The sequence below is a fragment of the Deinococcus radiophilus genome (assembly GCF_020889625.1).
Taxonomy (GTDB): Bacteria; Deinococcota; Deinococci; order Deinococcales; family Deinococcaceae; genus Deinococcus; species Deinococcus radiophilus.
The window spans coordinates 417,387-437,384 of record NZ_CP086380.1; the positions used below are offsets into that span (position 1 = coordinate 417,387).

Here is a 19,998-nt window from a genome sequence, read left to right on the forward strand (position 1 = left end):
CCTCTCTTGGTGAATTTCGGTGCATCTCAGTCAGTCTTGGTAAAGGGCGTCACGAATGGGAATATCAGATCAAGCTGAACGGAAACTGAAACGAAGCTGATTAGTACAGGTACACTTAGTACAGGTACACCAGCCGGCACTGTGAACCGACCGTCTGGAACTGCGCCGCTGCTGCCGCGTCCAGCTGGGCCGAGTTCAGCAAGACGGTATTGGTGGCCTGCGGATCGCGGACCAGCCCGGTGGCACGTACGGTCGTGAATTCGCCGTACTGGGAGCTGATTTCGCCCTCGGTATGGAAATAGCTGAGCAGGCCTTCATTGGCCAGCGTACTGTTCACGTTGGCGATCTGCTGCTGGGTGGGCCACAGTCGCTCGCCGCCGGGACCATAGATATAGCTGAACTGCGAGGTCTGAAAGTTGCCCAGGCCGCGCACGTCCACGACCACAGTGCAGACCTGAGATCCCCGGCTTGCCGTCTGGTCCATATCGGCACCGGTAGGTTCGGCTGGGCCTGCTGCGGGTGCAGGTGTGACAGCGGGAGGGGCTGGAGCGGGTGAACCACTGCCGGCAGGCGTGGCTGGCGCAGCTTCACCTTCGCCGCTGCCTGTGCCCTGTCCAGTTCCTGTACCACCAGTACCAACGCCTGGTACCGGCGCTTCAGCCGTGCCAGGGCCAGTGGTCCCACCACTGCCGTCCCCACTACTGGCGCTGCTCCCTGCGGCGGCTTGTGCGGCAGGGACTTCTCCAGTGCCGGGGCCTGCCACACTGCCAGCACCTACGCCAGCGACAGGGGCACCTTCACCTTGGGTACCGCCCTGATCGGCGCCGGGGCCACGGCCTACACCGCCGGTTCCGGCTGCCGGGGCTGGCGCTGCGGCTTCACCGCTGCCGCCCGCGCCCGTGCCGCCTACTGGCGCGGCCGCCACTTCGGCACTGCCTGGACCAGCCACGGCGGCTGGTCCTGCCGCCGCCACTGGGGCTTCACCATTGCCATCGTCGGTGCCTGCGGTTCCGCCTACAGCTGCAGCGGGAGCTTCCGCCGCTTCCGCTTGGCCGCCAGTGCCTGTTGCAGCAGTGTCGGCGCCAGCTACCGGCGCGGCGGGAACCTCGGCTTCGGCACCGGGTGTCTGACCGCTTCCAGTTACGGGGGCCTGGGCCACCTCGCCTCCTGGAGCGGGCGTGGGTGCTGCAGCTCCGGCAGCGGGTCCACTCGCGCTTTCCGTTTCGGGGGTGGTGTCGTCTGCTACCGTTTCCCCGGTCCCTGGCGTCTGGGTGGTCGGCGTAGCAGCGTTGGTCGGTACACTGCTGACCGGTCCACCTGGAACCGGTGCTTCCTCAGTGGAAGCGATGGGTGCGCCTGGAGCGTTGATCAAAGGAAGCTCCGGCAGATCGGTGTCACCAGGGGTCGTCGCAGCTGGTGCGGCTGGGGCTGCCGGAGCGTCTGCCAGCACGCTGTCCGGTACTGAAACGGCGGGTACTGGGGCCTCCGCTCGGGGTGCCGCCTCCGGAGTGGTTTCGGTGATGGGGGCACTGGGGGTATCTGTGACCGGCTGTTCAGCTGCCGTGGCCTCCTCATCAGGGACCTGGGCCACCTCGGACGCAGCTGGCTCGGCTGGAGGTTCTGCCACAGGCTCCGGTGTAGGTGGGGTCAGAGCTGGGGCCACGGCCTGAGGCTCAGTAGTGGGTAATGGCTCTGGCGTGGCCTGCGGGGGGGTGATGGTCACAGGAGCCTGCGCCACTTCGGGTTCAGGCGGTGCGCTGTCCAGCACGGTGGGTGCTGGGCGGGGTGGGGTTTCAGGGGTCACGGCCACCTGGGCAGGTGGCGCAGCGGGCTCAGGCTCAGGTGCGGTCAACGCCGGGGCGTCAGGCTCTGCAGCTATAGCCGCAGCGGGTGCGGGCTCCGGCAGATTCTCCCGGCGTGGCAAGTCCTGCAGCGTAGGCGGCAGGGTAGCCACGCTGGGTGCTGGGCTGGACGGCGCAGAGACATCGGCTGGGCCAGCCGGGGCCGCGCCGCCTGCCAGAGCTGGAGGGGGAACGGATGTCGGCGCATTTCCGCCTGCAGCGCTGCTGGCTGGTCCAGAGCCGCTGCCACCTCCGCCCCTGCCTCCACCACCACCACTGGCGCTCCCACCACTGCTCCCAGACGCCGTGTCGCTGTTCTCGGTGAGCGGCTCAGGCGGCGGGGTGTCGGCACGCCGGGGCGCCAGCGCCACGATCTCCAGCGGGGCGTCCTTGGGGTCACGCAGGTCGCCGTCCTCGGAGCCAGGGCTGTCCAGCGTGGCACTCACCTGCGGAGGTGTCAGCACGGTGGCTTCCCACAGCGCCGGGGCCACCTGCCGGATCAGCAGCAGACCCATGAGCAGGGCGCCGTGCATGATCAGGCTCAGGCCAGCGGCCCGCAGATCTTCCCGGCGCTGCTCCTGTCGCTGCTCCGGGGGGGTCCAGGTGGTCACTCCGCGCCTCCTCCGGCCGCTTCGGTGGCGGTGCCCAGGGCCAGGCGCACTCCACCGGCAGCCTTGATGGTGTCCATGACCTCCACCACAGCGCCGTAGTTGCCGCCCTCATCGGCCCGCAGGCCCACCAGGCCGCCGGACGCTTCGACCATTGGCGGCAGTTGCTGGCTCAGGGCCTCCAGGGTGGTGGGTTCGCCCATCAGGAAAATGCCGCCTGCCGCGTCCACACTGACCACGGGCAGGTCCGGCGTTTCCTCCACCGTCATGTTGGCGCGGGGCAGGTCCAGCGGGAGGGCCTGACCCACGTCACCTTCGGACAGTGAACTGGTCAGGAAGAAGAAGATCAGCAGCAACAACACCACATCCACCATCGGTGCGAAGTCGAAGGTGACCGGGGTGTCGTCCCGCAGGCGTCGGCGGCCTGGGCGGGTCACGGGGTGGCCTCAGCCGTTTCGAAGGTAGGTGACAAGCGCTCGGCTTCGGCGGCGCGGCTGGGCAGGGTGCTGCGGGCGGTCAGGCTGCCAGGGCGGCTCAACCAGCCAGGCAGTTCTTCGCGCACCCGCTCGGCACTGGCCGCGATGCGGTCCGCCTGAGAGCGCAGGGCGTTGCGGGCCACATAGGCGATGATGGCAACGACCAGGCCGCCTGCGGTGTTGATCAGTGCCTCGCTGATGCCCTGGCCCAGCTCGGTGGGCGAAGGATTGGTCGTTGCCGAGAACACCAGAAAGGAACGCACCATCCCGATCACGGTGCCCAGCAGTCCCAGCAGCGGAGCGATCTGTGCGGCGGTGCCCAGGGCGCTCAGGCCAGCGTACAGGCGGCTGTCCTCGGCCAGCAGCGCAGAGTTCATGGCCGAGCCAGCAGCGTCCGGTCCCCAGTCGGCGCGGGCCAGCCCGGCACGCATCACATTGGCTACCGGTGAACTCTGGCCGGTGTAATCCAGCTCGGCCAGCGCGGCGCTGGGGCCGGACTCGGCCGTGGTGGCCCGCGCCCGCTCAATCACGGCGGTGGGGTCCTGACCTAGCCGGGCCAGCGTCTGTGCGCGGGCGAAGGCCAGAAACAGTACATACACCGAAAGGGCGATCAGGACATAAAACAGCGGGCCTGCGGCGGTCAGAAGCTCCAGGATAGTCACGTCCTTACCGTTACCACGCCTGGAGGTGGCAAGGGTGAAGTGAAGCTGACGTGGCCATGAGTCGCCCGTGAGCCGAGGGGCGTGGGCGCGGGCCTTAACCTTGCTCCTAAGTGATTATCAGCGTCCCGCAGACCGGAGGCGCTACTCTGTAGCCATGACCGACCATAACAATCAAGGCGACCAGCAGGAAAGTCAGGAGATCAGCAATGTGGACTTGCAGTTCCAGCACACCCGCGCGGCTCAGCAGGGCAAGAATGACGACCTGAACGCTGAAGTCGTCGCTGAGAGCAGTGAACCCGGCCAATACGAGCAGCAGGGCCTGGACCGTCACGATGTGGGCGTGGAACAGACCATGGACGCCAGTGATCCACCCAGCACCAACATGGGCGACGACGAGAACCGTTACGGCGAGAAGTAAAAGTCACTTACGGGTTCGGCACCGACCCGCAGCAAGAGGCGTAGGGCGTAACAGCTCAGGCGCCTTTTTTTGATGCCCCGGTGGCTGGGGCATTGGATCCCATCTGCTCTAATGCCCGCATGACCGAATACGTGCTGAGCGCGGTGGGTGTAAAGGGACTGGACGCCCGGCTGGAAGCGGTGGGGCTGCTGGACCCGGCGATGGAAGCGGCGGGGCGGGCGGTGGCCGCTGAACTGCTGCGCCGTGTGCCAGCGGGTGCGCGTCCGCTGGCGCTGCTGGCGGGGCCTGGGGCCAATGGAGGAGATGCCCTGGTGGCCGCCCGTCATCTGCTGGCGGTGGGTCAGCCAGTGATGGTGCTGGCCGCGGTGCCAAAGCACGAGCTGGCCCAGCGCAACTTAGGCCGCCTGCGTGCGGTCGGGGGAAAAGTGGAAGAACTGTCGGCCCCGGCGGTGACGGCGCTGCCCCCCGCAGCGGCCTGGGCTGACGGTCTCCTGGGCACCGGGCTGCGGGGGCCACTGCGCGGCGAACTGGCGGAGGTCGTGGAAGCGCTGAACACCCGTACGGCCCAGGCGCAGGAGCCGGTGCTGGCCATTGACTTACCCAGTGGCTTGGAAGCCGACCGGATCACCTGTCCCGCGCTGTGGGTGCGTGCCGACTGGACCCTGGCCCTAAGCGCCTACAAACCCGTCCACCTGTTCGGAGCGGCGGCAGCGGCCTGCGGCGACCTGAGTCTGGATACCCTGGCTTTGCCCCTGGCTTGGACCGCTCGTCAGGCCAGCGCGGTCCGCCCTGCCGACGCCGAATTGGGCCGCGTATTGCCCCACCGCCGCGCCGATGCCCACAAGGGTGATGCTGGCCGGGTCTGGGTGATCGGCGGCTCCGTAGGGCTGGAAGGCGCACCCGCCATGACTGGCGTGGGGGCGCTGCGAACCGGAGCCGGGCTGGTTACGCTGCATTCAGTTGCGGAAGTGCCCCTGGTCACGCCGGAACTGATGCGGACCCGTCATGACTCGCTGAACGATTGGCTGGCCCATGAAAGCGCCCGCCCGGATGCGCTGGCCTTGGGAATGGGCCTGGGAGCGCAGGCGCCCGCGCTGGCCCGCCAAGTTCTGGCCTGGAAGAGACCGTCGGTCTTGGACGCCGACGCGTTGCAGCCGGAGCTGAGCGGTCTGGGTCACGCCGGGGTGATCTGGACTCCCCATCCTGGCGAAGCGGCCCGAATGCTGGAGGTGGCGGTTAGTGAGGTGACGGCCGATTCGCTGGGCAGCGCGGCAGCCTTGCAGCAGCGCTACGGCGGCGTGGTGGTCCTCAAAGGTGGTCCCAGTGTGGTGGCCTGGGCCGGGGGCCTGAGCGTGTCGCGGGGTGGGCATCCAGGAATGGCCAGCGCGGGCATGGGCGATACGCTGGCTGGGGTGCTGGCCGCGCTGCTGGCCGCTGGCTTGCCCACCGAGCAGGCCGCGCAGGTGGGGGTACGCCTGCATGCCCGCGCCGGAGAACGGGCGGCCCAGCGTCACGGCTATGGCCTGGGGGCCAGTGATGTGGCGGCCGAACTGGGCCGGGCCTGGGCCGATCTGAGCGCCCCTTCAGGCTGACCAGTTCATCTGCACTGCGTGAGTTTCTGCGGTCAGGACGCCCGTGGCCTACACGGTATGCTGCGTGGGTGAGCGCTCCTTTTTCTCCCGCAACGTCGTCTGGGCAGGGTAAAGGTGGGCTGGACCATGACCTGCAAGTGGCCCTGCATCAGGCTGAGTTGGCCGGCCAGAGCGAGGAAGCTGCCGACATCCAGAGCTGGATCAAGCTGCGGGAGTTGTTGCGTGCCAAACGGCCTGAAGCTGCGCTGACCGAATTGGAAGCGTGGCTGGCCGATCAGGAGTCTTTAGCACCTCCGACCACTCCTTCCTCAGCCCTGCCGACCACGGCAGCGGAGGTTCGGCTGGCCCTGCTGAACCCGACCCTGGCAGATCACCTGCGGGCCCTGACCGAAGTTCGCCGCTGGCAGCAGCCTGCCGAAGCCCAAGCGGCCCTGGCCGGAGCGCTAAGCCACCCGCTGACCCGCGCCGAGGCCCATAACTTGCTGGGCGTACTGGCCGCCGAAGTAGGTCAGACCGAGCAGGCGGCCACGGAGTTCGCGGCGGCACTTGCAGCTGACCCCCAGCACTACCGCGCCCTGACCAACCGCGCCGGGCTGGCTGCCGAGCGCCAGGACTACGCTGCCGCCGAAGCGGACCTGCACCGCGCTCTGCAATTGGAGCCCCGCCACCACGCTGCTCACCAGAATCTGGCGGTGGTGCTGCGCCAGCAGGGCAAACGGGCCGAGTCGGTCCGCGCGCAGAAGAAGGCCCAGTCGCTGGACCGCCGTCAGGTGGATCAGCGGGGCCGCGACGAAGCCCGGCGCACGGTTTCCGGGCTGAACCGCCTTCCCAGGTCAGTGTGGATTGCTCTGGCGTTGCTGCTGTTCTTTGCCTTGTTCTGGATGTGGGGTGGCTCAGGCCCAGCAGCCTAGAGGCGGACTACGGTTCTCCGCAAGCAGACGGGCACAGCGCCGCAGGAGAGCGAGGAGACATGGACGCCATCAGGCGCCGTACCTCATGGTCCGCATGGCTGCTAGACGTTGAACCCCTCTGCCTGAATGGACGGGGTCCACTGCTCAAATGTGATGGCGCCGCAACCACCGCTGGGCTATCCTCGCCTTTAGCATGCCTGAGCTGTCTACGACCACCTCCGAGGGGCCTGTGCTGGGTCTGTCGGCAGGCCTGGATGAAGTCCCGTTGACCGCTGTGATGGAACTGATTCATTCCACCCGCCAGACTGGGCAGCTCCGGGTCCAGGCCGAGCTACCGGGTGGCCCTTTGCCGCTGCGCCTGGAATTCGTGGGCGGCGAACTTGTCGGTTGTGCCCTGCATGATTGGCACGGCCCAGAGGCACTGTACGCCTTCCCACAGACCGTCACCACGGGAAGGGCTGAATTCTGGCAGATGCGGGTGTCCGCTGCTGCGCGGTGGCCGCTGGCTCCGTTTGGCCAACTGATGGGGGAGTGGGCACGGCTCAGCGACGAGTGGCCGCGTGCCGTGGAAGTTATCGTCAGCCCGTCACAGCGCTTCTGGGGGCAGGCCGCGCCGTTTAACCGCCAGGGTGGAGCTTCGGCCCGCTGGGTGGCGGCCAATACGGGCCAGTCTCTGTTCGAGGTCTGCATCCAGATGGCGGATCTCCACGCCGCACACATGATTCACCCCATCCGGGAAAGCTTCGAGTGGGACCTGCTGATCCTGCCCCCCTGTGAGGACGCCCAGGCCAAACGGCGCAGCGCAGTTCTGCGGTTGCTGGATGGTCAGAAGCCACTCAGCCGTTTGCTGGGGCGTGGGCTCAGCTCCGAGCAGGTCCGCGCCGAGCTGCTGCGGGAGCTGGGGCAAGATGGCGGTTTTCCGGGAGCGGGCCGGGTGATCCGCGACTGGCTGTGGGAAGCGGCGGCGTTGGAGCAGGCGACTTCGCTGGCCTGAGCAAGCGTTCTCAGCCTAAAACTTTTCAAGTCCCCTCTCCTGAGCCACTGATTCAGGGGGTGGCCGCTCCATCGCCTTCCGGGAAGCTGACTTCTGGCCCGGTTCAGGGTTGGCCGACTGCCGTACAATGCGCCTCATGTTGCGTCTCCTCACCCGTCTGGCCGTTCCTGCGGCGGCTTTTGTGATCGGCAGTCTGCCACTCGGCCACTGGCTGCTGGCCCGCCGACAAAAAGACACCCGGCTGAACAGCCCTTATAACCTGGGCGTGGAAAATGTGTTGGAGCGTCTGGGACCGGAGCTGGCGCTGGGCACGGCCGGGCTGGACGCCGCCAAGGGGGCTGCCGCGGTCGCCCTGGCCCCCACTCCGCCCCTGGCCCTGGCTGCCGGGGTCGCCGCTTACCTGGGCCACCTCAATCCGCCCTCCGCGCTCTACGGAGACACGCTGCCGCGTGGCCGGGGCAATCTGGTGCTGCTGGGCGTCTTCGTGGCCCTCTCGCGCCAGGGATACGGCGGGGCGGCGCTGCTCCCGCTGGTGGCTTACGGCGCGGCGCTGGCTGGAACGCGCTATCCAGCGCTGGCCACCGTAGCGGGCCTGGGCACCTTTACGGTGGCCACACTGGCGGATCGGCGCAGTACGGGTGAGCAGCTGCTGGCGTCCGCACTGCTGCTGAGCGCCGCTTGGCGCTTCAAGGAGAACCTGGGGCGCATTCTGGACGGCACCGAGCCGAGATTGGGCGATCCGGTTCCCCTGGCGGGCAAGCGGGACGATCAGGTGGTCACGGCTTTCATGATTCACCCCATGAAAATCGAGGACTTCTGGACCGGCACGCCCCGCTTTGCCTGGCTGCGCCCCCTCTACGAGCGTGGTCTGGTCGGTGAAGAGCTGGTGGGGCGCATCGCCGCGCAGTTCCGGCCCATGAAGGTGGGCGAGCTACGCGGCATCCAGACCGAGCAGGGCAAGGAAATCTACTGCTACTTGCTCAGCGCTCCGCTGCTGCCTGACATGTTCCGCGACGACCCCGAACTGGCGACCCGCCGCGCCATCGAAGGAGCGCGGCTGGCGCAGGAACTGGGCGCCGAGGTCTTTGGACTGGGGGCGTTCTGGAGTGTGGTCGGCAACAAGGGCGAGGCCGTACAAGAAGCGGTGCCGGAGCTGACGGTCACCAACGGCGGAGCCTATACCTCCGGGACCATCAAGGCGGCCATTCCCGGCATCCTGGAACACTTCAGTGCCCAGGGCCGCGACCTGAAGCACGCCACCGCCGCCGTGGTGGGGGCCAACGGTGTGGTGGCCTTCGGCATCGCCCGCACCATCGCCCCGCAGGTGGGTAAGGTCATCATGGTGGGCCGCAACCTGGAGCGGCTGGAGCGCTCGGCGGCCACCCTGCGCCGCGCCAACCCGGACACCGAAATCGTGACCACCACGTCCTATGACACCCTCAAAGAAGCCGAGCTGATCTTTACGGCCACCTCGGACCCTGACCCGGTGATCTTCGCCGAGCAGGTGCGTCCGGGGGCCTGGATCTTCGACGAGGGCCGCCCCGCCGATGTGGACGAGGGCGTGCGGGACGTGCCCGGTGTGCGGGTGATTCCCGGCGGGGTGGTGCTGCCGCCCGGCAACATGACCAGCCGAATTGATCTGCAATTCGGTGAAGGTGCGGTTCCAGCGTGCTTGGCCGAAACCCTGATTATCGCCGCGACCGGTGAACATGACCGCAAAAGCCTGGGCATGGGCACCAAAACTGAGAACGTCAATTTCTTTGTGGACAAGGCGCAGGAACTGGGCTTTACGGTCCTGGACTAATGTTGCTTGAGCTGCTCGCTTTGGCGCTGGCCCCTCTCATTGGAGGGGCTTTTTCACGTCTCCAGGGCGGAAGTGCTACTCAATCACCACGCCGCCACGTTCCAGGCCCACCACCCGCGCCTGTCCGCCCCGGCCCACCCGGACCCGGGCGCGCAGCGGTTTGGCCTGGCCGTCCCACCCCAAGCGCTCCTGATCCAGCGCAGCGGTTTCTTCTAGATAAAAGCGCTCAATGCCGTAGTTGACGGCCGTTTGCCCCTGCAGATGGTAGGCGACCCGTCCGCGCAAAAAGATGCCTTCGGTGGGGGGACTGGCCTGCAAGGTATCGCCCGTCCAGACCCCATCCGTGCCAGGGTGAAGCGGCAGATACACCGGCTGACCCGTTTCGAAGGTCTGGGCGGTCTTGAGGGTGTTGAAGGCGTAGCCCAGCGTCAGGTAGTGACCCCGCAGAGGATCGCGCGGGTCGACTGGCTGAGTCTGCAGCAGCACTTCCTGCGCATCCAGATTGGCCAGCAGCGCCGGAGTGACCAGACCTGCCGCCAGCAGGAGCTGCAGGCCCACGGCGGCCAGCAGTGGGCGGGCACGGCTGCTGCGCCCGGGGTCCGGAGCAGGTGGTGGGGCCGTCATCCCAGGCCCTCGCTTAGACGGCGGCGGGCGCGTTCCAGCAGGTAGCCCAGCGCCAGCAGCAGAATCCCAGCTCCGATCAGCACCAGCGAGATGTTGAGCAGGCGGCTGAACAGGGAAAAGTAAATTCCAAGCACGCTGGCCCCCACGCCCAGCAGGCCCCAGTTGATCACGGCTCGCCGCTCCATTTGCTGCCCCAGGTAGGCTACGCTCAGGGCCAGTACCCCAGCCAGGCCCTGAATCAGCAGGTAAGCGGCGGAAGCGTCCTGGCCCTGCCACAGGGCATCACTCGGCAGCAGGCCGTGATACAGCAGGGCCGTGGCCGCGCCCAGCAGCAGCGAGGGCCCCCAGAAAGCGTAAGGGTGGCCCAGTGCGTGCCGCTCGGCGTCCGTCAGGTGGGAGGCCGTCAGGTGGGAGGCCTGGCCGCTGGGGGCAGGGCGGTCATGCCACCCGGCAGCGGCCAGAAACAGGCCCCCGACCAGCCCCATCAGCCAGAGGTTCTGGACACCGGGTGGGAGGCCCAGCAGCCAGTTCAGCCCATCACTGTACAGCGCCAGCAGCGGAATGACGGCGCCCAGCGGCAGGGCCAGGTGCAGCGCGGCGGGCAGCCGCACGGCGTAGGCCAGCGCTGCCAATCCGGCCCCCCATAACAGCAGCAGGGCGGTGAGCGGTATGTCCAGCTGCAGGCCCTGAGCCAAGAAGGCCAGCAGTCCTCCGAACAGCACCCCGCCCAGCAGATAAAAGGCTGCCCCAGTGCCCGGCCAGCGGCCAGCGGGTCGGTCACGTAACCGGTAGCCCACAGCGTAACTGCCCAGCATCAACGCGATCAGGCCCACCAACCGGACCGTACGGCTCAGGCCGTCCCAGTTGGCGGCCACCAGCGCGATCAGGCCCAGGCCGAGCACCAGCGCCCCGATCACCGAGACGGTGACGGCCCAGGGTGGACGCGAGGGAGTGTGCCCCTCACGTTGCTGCTCATGGTTCCAGATGGCTGCGGCTTGTTCGGCACTCAGCAGCCCAGCCGCCTGCCAGCGGGCCAGCTGCTCGCGCAGTGCCCGGTGACGGACCGTCAGGGTGGGAGAGGAATCAGGCATCAGCAATCGTCTTGGGTGGTAAGGCGCAGCAAAGGGTGGGTCAGGATATAAAATCGTGTCTGTACCTACAGTCTATTCGATTGCTGGGCCTGTGTTGGGGTGGACCTCCCCCAGCAACGTCGGTTGGAAACGTGGCTATGGACCGTCAGGTGTCATCCGGTTCGCATCAGGTCAGTGCCGTACTCTGCAGGGGTTGTGTCGCTGCGCCGCCTTGCTCTTCGTTCGTTGCTGATGGCCGCCTGCGGCTTGCCAGCGGCCTCCGCGCAGACGCTGGAAGTCCCGCTGTACCTCAGCCCTCCGCCTCAGCCCCGGCTGGAAGCGGGCGAGTACGTCTGCCCGCCACCGGCACACCTGGCCATGCGGGCGGCCTGGCAGGTGCTGCGCGACTACGGTGAGGCAGACCTGTCCTGCGGCAACCGCTTCGTAGCCTTGCTGGAAACGGCCAGCCCGGACCCCTCGGCGGGGCCCGACGCCTTCGCCCAGACCAATGCACAGGTTCTGGCAGCCCGCGCCGAGGTGCTGCTGACCAATATGGATTTCCATGCTGAGGCAGACGCTCCTACCCAGGCCCTGCTGGACACGCTGGCGGAGCTGTACCGCCGTGTGCAACTGGGGGGGCGGGCCGCCTATCCCCAGGGCATGAGCGTGCGGCTGCATCTGGGCAACTACCCGTTGCCGATGCGCCCACCACGCTGGATCGCAGCAGGCATGGCTGAGGGCTTGCTGCGGCGCGGTGTACCGCTGCAGGACCCGGCGCTGGGGTGGGACCTGCGTCTGGCCCATTACCGCCTGACGCCCTACAGCCACATCAAGATGCAGGTGGTTGACGGGCGCGAGGTGACGGCGGCGGGCTACGGCTACGCCCTGACCTGGCTGCCGGGCGGGGAATCCAGGCCAGCGGGGGGCGGGGTCAATGACCTGGGCCTGACCCTGCGCGGCCCAGTGGCGCAGAATGCAGCGGCAGCCTTCGCCGATCTCTGGGCGCTGTCCGATGAGCTGAACTGCCCGGCAGACGTGCAAGCTGGACAGGTGGAGCAGCGCTGCTCGTGGCGGGAGGCCCGGCCGCTGACGCGCCCCCCACTGGCCCATGAGGTAACGACTGCCGGAAATGCCCACGCTCTGTTCTTGTACCGCCGGACGGGCTACCTTCAGGCCGACGCGGCCCATCTGGCGCTGTTGGGCGCAGCTCAGCGCCGCATTGATTTATTACAAACCTCGCTGAGCGCCCAGCTGAACTGCGTGGTCATGACACCCTGGCCGGATATTTGTAGTGGGATGCCGCTGACGACCTACTTTGAGGCGCTGCTCAGCGCGATGGAGCGCGGCGTTCAGGTGCGTGTCCTGACCATGAACGACAAAGTGGAAGGTGTTCAGAACCGCTCTGGCGTGGTGATTCTGGAGCGCGAGGCCCGCCAGCGTGGATTGGCGCAGCACCTGGAGATTCGCGCCACCACCTATCCGATGCACAGCAAAGCCATCTTGGTGGACGGGGAAGCCGCGCTGGTGGGCAGCATGAACTTTCATCCGTCGGCCTGGGGACCGCTGGGTCTGGCTGAAGCGGCGCTGCTGACCGATGACCCACAGGCCGTGGGCGAACTGCAGCGCAAATTCGACCAAGACTGGCAGGGTCGCAGCCGTCCCTTTGATCCCTACGCAGGTGCGGCACAATAGAGGGCATGATCAAGCGCATTCACCTCGCCAAACCACGCGGCTTTTGCGCCGGGGTGGTCATGGCGATTCAGGCCGTGGAGCAGGCCGCCGACCATGAACGCCAGCCGGTGACCGTGTACCACTCCATCGTTCACAACCACACGGTGGTGGACCGGCTGGAGCGCGGCAAGGGCGTGAGCTTCGTGGAGGACCTGACGGAAATCCCCATGCTGCCCCACGGCACCGACACGGTGGTCTTCAGTGCCCATGGGGTCAGCCCCGCCGTTCGCGAGCAGGCCCGCGCCCTGGGCCTGGCTACGGTGGACGCCACCTGCCCGCTCGTCACCAAGGTCCACACCGAAGCCAAAAAGTACGCCGCCGAGGGCTACACCATCCTCTTGATCGGGGACAGCGCCCGGCACCAGGAAGTGATCGGCACCCAGGGCGAGGCCCCGGAGCACACCATCCTGATCGGGGTGCAGGGCAAGGTGGGCGGCGGCCTGAACGACCCGCGCACCGTGCAGGTGCCCGACCCCGAGCGGCTGGTGGTGCTGACCCAGACCACCCTCAACGTGGACGACACCCGCCAGACGGTCGCCATTCTCAAGGAGCGCTTTCCGGCGCTGGTGATTCCGCCCAGCGAGGACCTCTGCTACGCCACCAAGAACCGCCAGGACGCGGTCAAGGCGATTGCGCCGCAGGTGGACGCATTTTTGGTGCTGACCTCTACGCACTCCAGCAACGGCATGCGGCTGCTGGAACTGGCCCGCGAGCTGTGCGGCCGCGCTGAGCGCCTGGAAACCGCCGCTGACCTCGCCCACATTGAACTGAGCGGCGTGACCAGCCTCGGCATTACCAGCGCGGCCAGCACGCCGGACGACCTGGTGCAGGAGGTGGTGGCCCACTTCCGTCAGCTCAACCCGGCCCTGGAAGTGCTGGAAGAAGGCGAATGGGAAAACATCCGGTTCCGCCCGGCCAAGAAGGTGAACCTGGACGGGACGCAAGAAGCGCTCGTCTGAGGGCAGAAGGAGGAAGGCAGAAGGTGAATGGTTTGCCGCCTGGCTGCCCGCTGCCCAAGTGGGATGGATTCAGGGATCAGCCAGGCTGCATCAGATACCATCCCAGGCTGAGGAGCAGCGCGTACGCCACCACTATCAGCACCAATCCGGTGATGATTTTCCCAAGGGTGTTCCAGGGGCCTTTGGGGGTCAGCTCCCCCCGCACCTGCGCCCGGTACTCTTCCTCCGCGCGGATGCGGGCTTTGGTCTGTTCGTCGAGCCCGTTCATGACCTCAGCATAGGCCGGGGGGCTAGCCGGCCGGCCGCCGGAACAGCGCCACATTCAAAAAGTCATGGCAAAACGTCCCGGCCAGCTGCGGCATCGGTCCGCCCGCAACGTAGTCCAGATCGCTGAAGATGCCGCGCAGGTCGTCCGGCGAGTAGGCCACACCGCCTTCCAGGCTGCCGCGCCGCAGCAGTTCCACATCCGTAGCCTCGCTGCCCATCCGCCCCGGCGCGAAGGTGCAGATACCGAAATGTCCGCCCGGCTTCAGCAGACGCCCCAGCACGCTCAGGTAGGTCAGGCGGCGGTGCGGCGGCAGGTGGTGAAAGCAGCCGGAGTCGTACACCAAGTCGGCGGGTGGTAAGGGCAGAGGACCGCGCAGCAGGTCGGCTTCCAGGTAGGTTACGGTGAGGTCGGCGGTGCGCCGCTGCGCTTCGGCCACCGCGTAGGCCGAGAGGTCCAGGCCCGTGACCCGGTAGCCCTGCCGCGCCAGCCAGCGGGCATTGCGCCCCAGGCCGCAGCCCAGATCCAGGGCGGTGCGGCTTGCCGGGTTGGGCAACAGCCCACGCGCTTGCCACTCGGTGAGGTTGGCGTCTGGTAGGTCAGAGTTCAGCGGGTGCTCCGGCTGCGAAAAGATGCTCTGCCAGTGGGTGCTTTGCTCCCGCGTGGTCCAGTCCGAGCCGCCCTCAAAGAGGGTGTCCAGGGTGGTCAGCAGTTCATCTAGGGTGCCCAGGCGTTTGGGATCAGGGTTCATCCCGTATTCTACCCTGTGCCACAACTCAGTCATGCCGGAAAATCCTGCCCATGACGCGGTTTAAGCCAGCTGTTCTGCCAGCTCCCGCACCAGCCCCAGCCCCAGGGTGTCTGCCCCGCCGCGGGTGCGGCTGCCGCCCAGTAAGAGCCATACCCCAGGGGTGACCTGCTCGGCGGTGGGGGCGTGCTGCGGGTCGCCGCCGGGCAGGCCCAGCCAGGCACCCTCTATGTCGGCCAGGCTACGGCCCACGCCGAGGGCTTCGGTGGCCAGAACCGGCAGCGCGTCCATGCGCGGCAGCAGGTCGCACAGCAGTTCGCGGCGCAGGCCCACCTGCACGCCGGTCAGCCGCCCGGAGGTGGGCCGGTAGCCGTGCGGGTCGCCCGAGCGGGGCGGCAGGTACAGCGCGTACTCGCCGTTCAGGGGGCGCAGCAGCAGGTTCCCGGCCCGCAGCAGGGGAGAGGTTGGGCCGCTGGGCTGCCGGAGCCGGGGCCGCTGCACGTAGGCGCGCCCGTGCGGGGTGTGCAGGCCCAGGCCACTTTCGATCAGCTCTGGTCCAGCGGCTCCGGCAGCCACGATCACCTGATCTACCGTGATGTCGTGCGTCTCATGCACCACGATCTCGTGCCGGTTGGTCACGCTGAGGCGGTGCAGGCGCACACCGCCGGGGGTCAGCTCGGCGCGGACATTCAGCATCAGGTCGGCGCCCGCTGCCACCGCACCCTGGCCCAGCCGCAGCGTCAGCTCGCCGGGGCGGTAGGTGAGCACTTCCCGCCGGGTCACGTGCGGCAACTGTTCCGGGTCCACCCAGTCCGCCATGTCGTCAAAGGCCTGCAGCACTTCTGCGCTGGCCTCGGCAGCTTCCGTCCGTTCTGCTCCAAAGTCCAGCAGCGTACGTGGTGTCAGGGCGTCGCCCAGCCAGCGTTGCAATTCAGCGCGGCTCCGCTCGGCCAGTTCAGTCGCATGACCTTCCAGCCCCGCTGCGTCCCACACGCCTGCACCCAGCAGGGTCGCGCCTTCTTCGTTGGGCAGGCCGCCCTCATCCAGCAGCAACAGGCTCCGGCCTGGGACAACCTCACGCAGCGCGGCGGCGCAGCCCGCGCCCAGCATGCCCGCACCGATCACCACCACGTCGTAGGCTCGCCGATCAAACGGCTGGCCCACATGCGCCCACACCTGTCCCCGCGGCCCACTGTTCATGCGGTCATGATGGCATGTGTGATTTTTTATGTTCTGCGGTAGCGATCTTCCAGCCGTCTATGACGCCAGCCTCCGCAAGCATTTATCTCATGTCCCACTGACCCGCCTCATCTGGGGCGCTGTTTATACTCCAAAGTGATGTTCAGCCGCAGATTGTTGCATACGGTCCGTCTGGGGACCGCTACATTGGCCGTGCTTGCCAGCGGGTCCGGACAGGCGCTGGATGTCCGGGTGCTGATCCAGGAGGGGGCGTCGGTGCCAGTGCGCCTGCTGGGAACCGGTGGTGCGCCCCAAGCGTCCGCCCCGGTGTGGAAAGTCGAGGTGCGCGGCTCAGAGCTGGCCCTGAACGGCAAATCTGCAGGCAGCAGCACCCTCTATGTGCCGCCCAGCCCCGGCAGCCGGGTGCAGATCGGTTCCAAGGTCTACCGGGGCGGAGTATTGCTGCGCCTGAACCGTGGCAAAGTGCAGGGTATCAACGTCGTGAACGTCGAAGATTATCTGCGCGGTGTGGTGCCCGCCGAAATGCCTGCGCTGTGGCCTGAAGCCGCGCTGGAGTCCCAGGCGGTGGTCGCCCGCACTTACGTCACCCAGCGGGTCAATCCGGCGCAGCCTTTCGATATCTGCGCCGGGACCAACTGCCAGATGTACCCCGGCATAGACGGCGAGCATGAGCGCACCAACGCCGCCATCGACGCCACGCGGGGTGAGGTGCTGACCTACGGGGGCCAGTTGGCCGACACCTACTTTTCGGCCAATTCGGGCGGCTACACCGCCAGCGCCGCCGAAGTCTGGGGCAAGAACCTGCCCTACCTGATCGCCAAGCCTGACCCACAATCGGTCACGGCCAGTGGCGAGCGCGGGCGTTGGCAGATCACGGTCAGCCCCGCCAAGTTGAACAGTGCTGCAACGGCCTACCGCCTGAATGTGGGCACGGTGCGGCGGGTCAGCTTCGGCCAGACCAGTGCGTCGGGCCGGGTAGAAGAAGTGACGGTGGTGGGCAGCAGCCGCACCTCAACCCTCAAAGGTGCCAGTGCTGGGGGCTTCGTGCGGGCGCTGGGCGCACCGTCCAGCCGGGCGCGGGTGGACAGTTCCTCGCCGCTGCGCCTCAGTGGTCAGGGGTCCGGACATGGGGTGGGTCTGTCGCAATACGGTGCGCTCGGCTTTGCCCGTGAAGGCCGCAGCCACCGTGATGTGCTGGGCTTTTATTACCCCGGTACCGTGGTGCAGGCGCTGCATTACCAGCCGGTTGCTGCCGCTACCCAGTCGGCTCCTGTCCTGAACGCGGTGACTGGAGCAGGCCCATGACCGTCCGCCGCCTGCGTGGCCTGCGGGCGTTGGCCCTGGGTCTGCTGGCGGCGGGCGGCACCCTGCTGAGCAGTGCCCAGGCCGCCACCGTGCGGATCGTGGACGCCGGCTCACTGGAACTGCGCCGCTTCGAAGACCAGGAACTGGTGATCATCAGCGCCGACGAGGATTCGCCTGGCGGCCTGGTCGAAGTGGAACTGGACGGCGAAACCCTGCGCGCTCGCCGAATCGAATTCAACCGCACTGCTCGTACCTTGACCCTGGTGGGTGGGGCACGCTACGCCAGCGACGAGGGCCAGGGCCTCGCTGGCGAAGACCTGGTGGTGGACTTGGCGACCAACTCGCTGACTGGCGAGGATGTGCTGGTCAGTCAGGGCAAGCTGCGGATTCGCGGCGAAGAGCTGGAACGTGTGCCAGGGCAACTGCGGGCGATGGGCAGTTACTTCACCCCTTGCGGCGGCTGCGGGCAAACCCCCAACGACTACGCGTTTCAGGCCGAGCAACTGATTCTCTATCCCGGTGACCGCCTGGTCGCTTACCGGGTGCAGCTGCTGCTGGCCGACCATCCGGTGCTGTACTTGCCGGTTATCGTGCTGCCGCTGAATGAACCGGCCCGCCAGCCCCGCCTCTCTCTGGGCCAGGACGAGCGCGACGGCTTTACAGCAGCGGCGGATCTGCCGTTCAGCGTCTCGGACCATACCCTGGGTACCACGCTGCTGCGCTACTACCAGAATCGGCCTGCGCGCTTCGGGGTCGGCGTGGACCTGCGCTCCTACTCGCCCGTGCCGTATGTGGACCGCGCCGACCTGTATCTCCTGACCGACCCCAAACCGTTTGAGGGGAACCAGCCACAGGAGGGACGTGACCTGGACCTGGATTTCAGCGTGCGGGGCCGCGCGCCGCTGGAATTGGCGACAAGTGACCTGGACTATGATCTGCAGGTGACCCGCCGCGACATCGGGCGGAGTGCCACGGATCCTTTACGCGGTGTCACCAGCGTCAAGTTCGGGGCGCGGGTAGAGTACCCGCTGTTCAGCGCCGAGCTGAATCTTTACAACCTGCTGAACCGCGACGAGACGCGCAGTCAGTACACGCCGCTCAAGTGGCCCGAAGTCGTCATTGACCCCAAGCCCTACCGCAGCGGCAATTTCAGCGCCGACGCCCGGCTGACGGCGGGCCAATACACCGCCGCGTCCAATCCCGATTCGTCCAGCGCCAGCCGCCAGGGTGTGAACATCACCACGACCCGCCTAGAGGAGCAGCACGACATCTCCTACAGCCGCCCGCTCTGGGAAGGCGCACAGTTCAGCGTCCGTAACCGCTTTACCGGGCGCTACTACGGCACCGGCGCACGCACGGTGGATCTGCAGGCCGAGGCGCGACTGGATCAGCGCTTTGGGGTCAGGGATCAGCACAGCCTGAACTTCACCTCCGAGTACATCCGCTATGAGGGCACCAGTCCGTTTGCCTTTGACCGGCTGTCGGGCACGCGCATCCGCGCTCCGCAGACCCTATCGCTGGCCCTGGTCCCGTCGGACGGCGTGCTGCTGAGTGCCTCGCATACCCACGACCTGCTGGCCGACTGGGACCAGCAGCAGGCCACCGCCTTCGGGGTGCGGATCAACCGCTATCCGGTGCAGCTGAGCGGTCATCTCAACCACAACTTCTACACCGATACGCTGGAACGGTTCTCGTTCAGCAGCACGCTGGGCGGGCAGGCCCCCACCGTCCAGACTCCCCCTGCGGACCGCCCCCTGACCTCCGAAGAGGCCGCGCAACTCCAGCTGCGGCAGGCCTACGCCTGGCTGGACCGCCTCACCCTCAGTGCCAACGGCGGCTACACCGATCAGGGCGGGTTTCAGCCGCTGACCCTCCGCGCCACGGTGAACGGGCAGTACCGCACCAACAACTTCAGCGTGTACGCCACCCACGACATTCAGACGCCGCGCTGGCGCGAAGTCGGCCTGAACGCCAACTACACCCGCGGTTCCGATACGGTGCTGAATCCGCTGACGTTCAGCACGGCGCAGCGCGTCAACCTGATTTCAGATGTGTGGACAGGCAACACCAAAGTGTTGTGGCGCGGTCAGTATGCCTTCGAGGAATCACATACGTTGAATCTGGACCCGGCCCCGAACGCCCGCGATACCGGACGACTGGATTTCAGCGTGGGTACTCAGGGCTCAGGCCGTGCCCGAAACTGGGAACTGGCTTACGGCGGCCCTTACGACCTGCGCCGGGGCTACTGGACGGCACCCACCTTGCGTGGCAGCTACACCTCTACCCAGCCGGGCGAGCGCTTCCGTGTGAGCGGCACCTACAACTTGCCGGGCCTGGACCAGCGCCGCAGTGAACTGGCACAGCTCAGCTTGGGCGGAGCCTGGCAACTGGGCGAGTATGTCTCGGTGGCGGGCGAGGCGGCCTACACCCGCACCCGCTCCGGCACTTACCCGGACGATATCGCCACTGACCGTCTCAGCTTCAGTCCGCTGGCGGTGGGTGTGCGCTGGGATGTCAGCCCCACCACCGACCTGTACTTCACGGGAAGGCTCAATCAGGTGTTTACCTGGGTAGACGGCGAATTGCAGCCGCCCGGCGGGCCACTGCCGGTGCTGGCCGTCACGCTGGACCGCTGCTGCTGGGCGGCACAGTTCGAGGCCGATCTGCTGCTGAAACGCTACCGCTTCAGCGTGGGCTTGCCAGGCAGCGGGTTCAATACCCTACTGGAACGCAACAGCAGCGGCCTTGCCGTGCCACTGCTCACACCCTGACCCGTCCCCTTTCTCCTTG

Annotated in this window: 17 protein-coding genes; 9 read left to right on the plus strand and 8 right to left on the minus strand. The window is 67.2% G+C overall.

Translation table 11 applies throughout. From position 1 onward, the window contains the following. Positions 1-115: 115 nt before the first annotated feature. Genes LMT64_RS02265 through LMT64_RS02275 form a run of 3 tightly spaced genes read right to left on the minus strand, consistent with a single transcriptional unit; the run spans position 116 to position 3,587 of the window. Positions 116-2,452, minus strand: coding sequence for a hypothetical protein (locus LMT64_RS02265; RefSeq protein WP_126351330.1), 2,337 nt, complete (start codon positions 2,450-2,452; stop codon positions 116-118). Continuing rightward, complete coding sequence (locus LMT64_RS02270) at positions 2,449-2,886, minus strand: ExbD/TolR family protein (protein ID WP_126351329.1); 438 nt, start codon at positions 2,884-2,886, stop codon at positions 2,449-2,451. The genes LMT64_RS02265 and LMT64_RS02270 overlap by 4 nt, the downstream gene beginning before the upstream one ends. Next, positions 2,883-3,587 carry a MotA/TolQ/ExbB proton channel family protein gene (locus LMT64_RS02275; protein ID WP_126351328.1) on the minus strand — a complete coding sequence of 235 codons (705 nt, stop codon included), beginning with the start codon at positions 3,585-3,587 and terminating at the stop codon, positions 2,883-2,885. Before LMT64_RS02275 ends, LMT64_RS02270 begins: the two co-directional genes overlap by 4 nt. Positions 3,588-3,741: 154 nt before the next feature. Here LMT64_RS02275 and LMT64_RS02280 point away from each other — a divergent pair, with 154 nt between their 5' ends. From LMT64_RS02280 to LMT64_RS02300, 5 genes are all read left to right on the plus strand, one after another. Beyond that, a complete protein-coding gene (locus LMT64_RS02280) occupies positions 3,742-4,005 on the plus strand; it encodes an M-like protein (RefSeq protein ID WP_126351327.1) in 264 nt (87 codons plus the stop codon). 119 nt (positions 4,006-4,124) lie between these two features. Continuing rightward, positions 4,125-5,597 carry an NAD(P)H-hydrate dehydratase gene (locus LMT64_RS02285; protein WP_126351326.1) on the plus strand — a complete coding sequence of 491 codons (1,473 nt, stop codon included), beginning with the start codon at positions 4,125-4,127 and terminating at the stop codon, positions 5,595-5,597. A 68-nt stretch (positions 5,598-5,665) separates the two neighbouring features. Continuing rightward, positions 5,666-6,508, plus strand: a complete 843-nt coding sequence (locus LMT64_RS02290) for a tetratricopeptide repeat protein (protein WP_126351325.1) — start codon at positions 5,666-5,668, stop codon at positions 6,506-6,508. A gap of 193 nt (positions 6,509-6,701) precedes the next feature. Next, positions 6,702-7,502 carry a DUF4388 domain-containing protein gene (locus LMT64_RS02295; protein ID WP_126351324.1) on the plus strand — a complete coding sequence of 267 codons (801 nt, stop codon included), beginning with the start codon at positions 6,702-6,704 and terminating at the stop codon, positions 7,500-7,502. 136 nt (positions 7,503-7,638) lie between these two features. Next, positions 7,639-9,306, plus strand: a complete 1,668-nt coding sequence (locus tag LMT64_RS02300; RefSeq protein WP_126351323.1) for a glycerol-3-phosphate acyltransferase — start codon at positions 7,639-7,641, stop codon at positions 9,304-9,306. Positions 9,307-9,381: 75 nt separating this feature from the next. On the opposite strand, the gene LMT64_RS02305 is transcribed toward LMT64_RS02300, so the two are convergent. After that, positions 9,382-9,930 (minus strand): GDYXXLXY domain-containing protein, encoded by a 549-nt coding sequence (locus LMT64_RS02305; protein ID WP_126351322.1) that lies wholly within the window; start codon positions 9,928-9,930, stop codon positions 9,382-9,384. Next, a complete protein-coding gene (locus LMT64_RS02310) occupies positions 9,927-11,021 on the minus strand; it encodes a DUF2157 domain-containing protein (RefSeq protein WP_229253310.1) in 1,095 nt (364 codons plus the stop codon). Before LMT64_RS02310 ends, LMT64_RS02305 begins: the two co-directional genes overlap by 4 nt. 195 nt (positions 11,022-11,216) lie before the next feature. On the opposite strand from LMT64_RS02310, the gene LMT64_RS02315 reads away from it, so the two are divergent. Together LMT64_RS02315 and ispH are read left to right on the plus strand one after the other, a co-directional pair. After that, a complete protein-coding gene (locus tag LMT64_RS02315; RefSeq protein ID WP_126351320.1) occupies positions 11,217-12,692 on the plus strand; it encodes a phospholipase D-like domain-containing protein in 1,476 nt (491 codons plus the stop codon). A 5-nt stretch (positions 12,693-12,697) separates the two neighbouring features. Beyond that, positions 12,698-13,690, plus strand: coding sequence for a 4-hydroxy-3-methylbut-2-enyl diphosphate reductase (ispH, locus tag LMT64_RS02320; RefSeq protein ID WP_126351319.1), 993 nt, complete (start codon positions 12,698-12,700; stop codon positions 13,688-13,690). Between the two features lie 76 nt (positions 13,691-13,766). Here the strand turns inward: ispH and LMT64_RS02325 are convergent, their stop codons facing one another. From LMT64_RS02325 to LMT64_RS02335, 3 genes are read right to left on the minus strand one after another with little or no spacing between them, the layout of a single operon-like run. Beyond that, positions 13,767-13,958, minus strand: coding sequence for a hypothetical protein (locus tag LMT64_RS02325; protein ID WP_126351318.1), 192 nt, complete (start codon positions 13,956-13,958; stop codon positions 13,767-13,769). A 22-nt stretch (positions 13,959-13,980) separates the two neighbouring features. Next, positions 13,981-14,706 (minus strand): class I SAM-dependent methyltransferase, encoded by a 726-nt coding sequence (locus LMT64_RS02330; RefSeq protein WP_126351317.1) that lies wholly within the window; start codon positions 14,704-14,706, stop codon positions 13,981-13,983. Between the two features lie 60 nt (positions 14,707-14,766). Continuing rightward, the gene (locus tag LMT64_RS02335; protein WP_126351316.1) at positions 14,767-15,903 is read right to left on the minus strand and encodes an FAD-dependent oxidoreductase; all 1,137 of its coding nucleotides are present in this window, start codon (positions 15,901-15,903) and stop codon (positions 14,767-14,769) included. Between the two features lie 138 nt (positions 15,904-16,041). Here LMT64_RS02335 and LMT64_RS02340 point away from each other — a divergent pair, with 138 nt between their 5' ends. Together LMT64_RS02340 and LMT64_RS02345 are read left to right on the plus strand one after the other, a co-directional pair. Continuing rightward, positions 16,042-17,208 carry a SpoIID/LytB domain-containing protein gene (locus LMT64_RS02340; RefSeq protein ID WP_126351315.1) on the plus strand — a complete coding sequence of 389 codons (1,167 nt, stop codon included), beginning with the start codon at positions 16,042-16,044 and terminating at the stop codon, positions 17,206-17,208. Beyond that, positions 17,205-19,979: an LPS-assembly protein LptD gene (locus tag LMT64_RS02345; protein ID WP_229253311.1), complete on the plus strand. Its 2,775-nt coding sequence runs from the start codon at positions 17,205-17,207 to the stop codon at positions 19,977-19,979. The genes LMT64_RS02340 and LMT64_RS02345 overlap by 4 nt, the downstream gene beginning before the upstream one ends. Positions 19,980-19,998 lie beyond the last annotated feature (19 nt).